Origin of the sequence: Synechococcus sp. R3-13 (assembly GCF_047462195.1) — a bacterium.
Lineage (GTDB): Bacteria > Cyanobacteriota > Cyanobacteriia > Thermostichales > Thermostichaceae > Thermostichus.
Map to the genome: position 1 here is coordinate 1 of NZ_JANSIO010000152.1, position 4,268 is coordinate 4,268.

The 4,268-nt window shown below is 60.3% G+C and carries 3 protein-coding genes and 1 pseudogene; 1 reads left to right on the forward strand and 3 read right to left on the reverse strand.

The window, feature by feature from the left end; genetic code table 11:
* The 3 genes and pseudogenes from NW856_RS04835 to NW856_RS04845 all read right to left on the reverse strand — a co-directional run.
* A pseudogene (locus NW856_RS04835) lies at positions 1-92 on the reverse strand (superoxide dismutase [Fe]); the annotation flags it as partial.
* A gap of 263 nt (positions 93-355) precedes the next feature.
* Positions 356-694, reverse strand: coding sequence for a hypothetical protein (locus NW856_RS04840; RefSeq protein ID WP_414399364.1), 339 nt, complete (start codon positions 692-694; stop codon positions 356-358).
* Entirely contained in the window at positions 691-2,679 is a 1,989-nt protein-coding gene (locus NW856_RS04845) for a transglycosylase domain-containing protein (RefSeq protein ID WP_414399365.1), read from the reverse strand. The genes NW856_RS04840 and NW856_RS04845 overlap by 4 nt, the downstream gene beginning before the upstream one ends.
* A 247-nt stretch (positions 2,680-2,926) precedes the next feature.
* Between NW856_RS04845 and tyrS the strand changes: the two genes are divergently transcribed.
* Positions 2,927-4,123, forward strand: a complete 1,197-nt coding sequence (gene tyrS, locus NW856_RS04850) for a tyrosine--tRNA ligase (RefSeq protein ID WP_414399366.1) — start codon at positions 2,927-2,929, stop codon at positions 4,121-4,123.
* The last annotated feature ends 145 nt before the right edge of the window (positions 4,124-4,268 follow it).

Here is a 4,268-nt window from a genome sequence, read left to right on the forward strand (position 1 = left end):
TGCTTGCCGTGGTGGAAGGAAAACGTTTCTGCCGACATGTAGGGCTTCAGCGCGTCGGCAGGATAGGGCAGAGCCGGGAGTTCAAAAGCCATAATCGTCTGTCCTCTGTGTCTTGTGCAAGGAATGCAAGAAAGAACGCGGTGAAGGGTCAGGAGAACCAGAAAAAGGCGTTACCTTTCTTTGCAGTCTTAGTGTAACTCAGAATCAGTACGCGCTGGGATCCCTTGGACACCTCGATTCCGGTTGGAACCCTGCTCGACCCCAGAGAGGTGGAATCGCGGCTGTCTCAGCGCAATTGCCGATAACCACTTGTTGGCCAGCGGTTGGAAAAGCGAGATGTCCCAGCTACAGAGGGCTAACGGGATCCCTCCCGCAGCAGCTCGATCAGCAGGGGAGCGACATCCCTGAGCAGGGGGATCAAAACCGCTGTGATGGCGGCAATGGTAACCACATTGCGGGTGAAGTTGAGGGTATCGCGGCTGAGCTGGAAAAACCGCTCGTCCCACCGTTTGACCTCGGCCTCGAGGCGCTCCTCGGCTCTGGCAATGCGCTCCTCGGCCCTGGCAATGCGCTCCTCGGTGCCGGCAATGGTTTGCAGCACCTCTTGGTTCTGTCGGGTCAGTTGGGCGATGGCCTGGGCATTGGCCTCCACCGTGCGCTCGATACGCGCCAGCCGCTCTTCGCTGTAGCTCATGGTCGGGGAGGGGGAAATTGATGCGGGCTGGGGAAGTCCTGAGGTGGGATCCCTTGCAGAGCCTCGGTCATAAAGCGCTTCCAAGTGGGGGCCACAAAAGCGCCTCCTGCCGTACCCGGCAGCATGGGAGAGTTGTTGTCGTTGCCGATCCAAATGGCGGTGGACAGTTGCGGCACGTAGCCGATGAACCAAGCGTCGCGGAAATCGGAGGTGGTGCCGGTTTTACCGGCCACGGGTCGCCCGTCATCCAAACGAGCCGCCGTCCCGGTGCCTTGGGTCACTACCCCTTTGAGGATTTGGTTGAGCGTAGCCACCGCCCAGGGATCCAAAACCCGCTGCGGCTGAGGCCTGGCCTCGAAGAGGATTTGGCCGTTGCGATCCACCACCTGGGCCAAGAGGGTCGGCTCCACCCGATATCCGCCATTGGCAAAGACCGCATAGCTGGCCGCCATCTCCAGGGGGCTGACGCTGGCCGAGCCCAGAGCTGTAGCCAAGTTGGGGAACATCTCGGCAGTAATACCCGTGGCCTGAGCCGCTGCAATGACGTTGCGGATCCCAACATCATCGGCCAACTTGACCGTGGGCACGTTGCGGGAGAGCTCCAAAGCCCGAGCAAAGGTGAGGGAGCCATAAAAGGTGTTGTCGTAGTTTTTCGGGCTGTAGGGTGGCGAGCCGGGATAGGTGACGGGGGTATCTTCCAAGATGCTGCCGGGTGAATAGCGCCCGCTGGCCAGAGCCGCGTAGTACACATAGGGCTTAAAGGTGGATCCCGTTTGGCGAAACGCCTGGGTGGCGCGGTTAAATTGGCCCCGCTGAGCGTTGATCCCGCCCACAATGGCTTTCACATAGCCTGTACGGGGATCCACTGCCGCCAGAGCCATTTGATCGGCACGACGAGCTGCCCCAATGCGGGGGCCATCTTCATTGACAATGCGCTGGGCAAGGCGCTGCAGACGCAGATCGATGGTGGACTGAACCCGCAGACCTCCTTGCATTAGAGCTTGTTCCCCATAGCGGCGCCGCAGCTCCGCCTCAATGGCGTCGGTGACCGCCGGAGCATTGCTTTGAAAGGAGGTAATGCGGCCTAAGGTCAGCTTTTGCTCCCGCGCCGCCTGGGCTTCCTCGGGGGTAATCCACTTCAGCTCCACCAGACGATCCAGCACCAGGTGTTGCCGCCGTTTGGCTCCCTCCAGGTTGCGAAAGGGGCTGAGGGTTTCCGGGGCCGGCAGGATCCCAGCCAACATCGCCGCTTCAGCCAAGTTCAGTTCAGACGCATCCTTGTTGAAGTAGCTGCGGGCCGCCGCCTGGATGCCGTAGAGATTGTGCCCCCAGTACACCTGGTTGAGGTACATCTCCAGGATCTCGTCTTTGCTGAAGACCTGTTCTAGGCGCACCGCCAACACGATCTCGGCGACTTTACGGCTGAGGGTACGCTCCGGCCTCAAAAACAGGTTCTTGACCAACTGCATTGTCAGGGTGGATCCCCCCCCCGCCGAGCCTATACCCCCCTCCACACTGCCTAGGATCGCCCGGCCCAAGCTGACCGGATTAATGCCTGGATGGGTGTAAAAGTGGCTGTCTTCAATGGCCAGCAAGGCCTTTTTCATCTCCGGCGAGACCTGTTCAAGGGAGATCACTTCCCGGTTGGCCTCCCCGTGTAGGCTGGCAATGGGCTCGCCCCGAATATCGACAATGTGGGTGGTGGCAATGGGCACGTAATCCCGCAATTGATGCACGTCCGGCAAGTTGCGGAAGCTAATGGCCAGCCCCACCAATCCGGCAGCCGTTGCCGTGGATCCCAAGAGCAGGGATCCCAGCAACAGATTGCCCACCACACCGGCAACCTGGGCAATCCGGGAGGGGCGGGTGGGTGGGGTATAGTCGGCATGCTCGTCAAACCCCGATCCGGAAAAAGGGGAATTGGAGACACGCTCCAACCCCGGCTTTCTCGCCCGGCGGGCCAATGGTCTGCGACCGTAGGTCACGTCAAAAACCCTGTCACGTCCGTGTTGCAAAGCAACAACAAGCCAGACCCATTATAGGGCGGCGTCTATTGGGGCAGCAGGATGGCCAACCCTGCCCATCGACAACTCCAACCGGGCTAGGGGGAGAAGATCTTGAGTTGAGAATCGAGCATCTTTTGCGTGGGCTTAAAATGGCTCATGGGTTCAGCCGGAGGATCAGGCTTTGAGTATATCGTCAGCCTCAGTTTCGCCAGCGTACCGGGATCCGTTGATAGCCCAAATTGTTGAGCGGGGGGTGGCCGAGATCTTTCCGGGAGGGCCTGCTGCCCTGGCGGAGCGCCTGGCCACAACAAATCGTCCCTTGCGGGTGAAGCTGGGCATCGATCCCACCCGACCGGATCTACACCTGGGCCATTCAGTGGTGTTGCGCAAGTTGCGCCAGTTCCAGGATGCGGGCCATGTGGCTATTTTGCTCATCGGGGACTTCACGGCGCTGGTCGGGGATCCCACCGGCCAATCGGAGGCCCGTCCCCGCCTCACCCCGGCAGAAGTGGAGGAAAACGCCCGCACCTATCTGGAGCAAGCCGGCAAGATTTTGGATTTTGAGACCCCCGGTCGGCTGGAGGTGCGCCGCAACAGCGAGTGGCTGGCCCGCCTGACTCTCAGTGAGCTGATCGAACTCCAGGCCCAGATGACGGTGGGGCAGATGTTGGCCAAAGAAGACTTTGCCCAGCGCTACCAAGCCGGGACGCCGGTATACTTGCACGAATTTCTCTACCCCCTCTTGCAGGGTTACGACTCGGTGGCCCTCGCAGCCGATGTGGAACTGGGGGGAACCGACCAGCGCTTTAACCTGCTCACCGGTCGGGATCTGCAAATTTGGAAGGGCCAAGCGCCGCAGTTCTGCGTGACGGTGCCGCTTTTGGAGGGGTTGGACGGGTACCAGAAAATGTCCAAGTCCAAAAACAACTACGTGGGGCTGACTGAGGATCCCCTCACCATGTACTCCAAGCTGGAGAAGGTGCCGGATCACCTGGTGGAGCGCTACTTTGAGTTGCTCACCTCAGTGCCCCTTGCCGAGCTGCCGGAGGATCCCCGCCAGCGACAGATTTTGCTGGCCAAAACCCTTGTGGCCCAGTTTCACTCCCCCGCAGCGGCAGAAGAGGCCCAGCGCACCGCCCAAGCCCTGGTGCTAGACGGTATTCTTGCCGAAACGGGATCCATCCCCACCTTTGCCATCGATGGGTTGTCTTACCCTGTTAAACTCAGCTACATCCTGCGTGAGTGTGGCCTGTGCAAGAGTGCCGCCGAGGCCCGTCGGCAGATTCAAGGGGGCGCCGTGCGGCTGGATGGGCAAAAGGTGGAGGATCCCGACCTGGAGTTTGCCCATGCCTCGGAGCTGGCCGGGCGGATTTTGCAGGTGGGCAAAAAGGCCTTTCGTCGGCTAGTGAAAGGCGCAGATTAGTCTTCCCCTCTCCCTGTGGGAAAGGGGTGAGGGGATCCATCAACGGGCAGGCTTGAAGCCGAGTCCGGTTTTTTTCTGCCTGGTCTTGGCTGGGGGATCGGACAGAGGAGAAGGTAAACTACCCGACTCCGACCGCTAAAGCGGT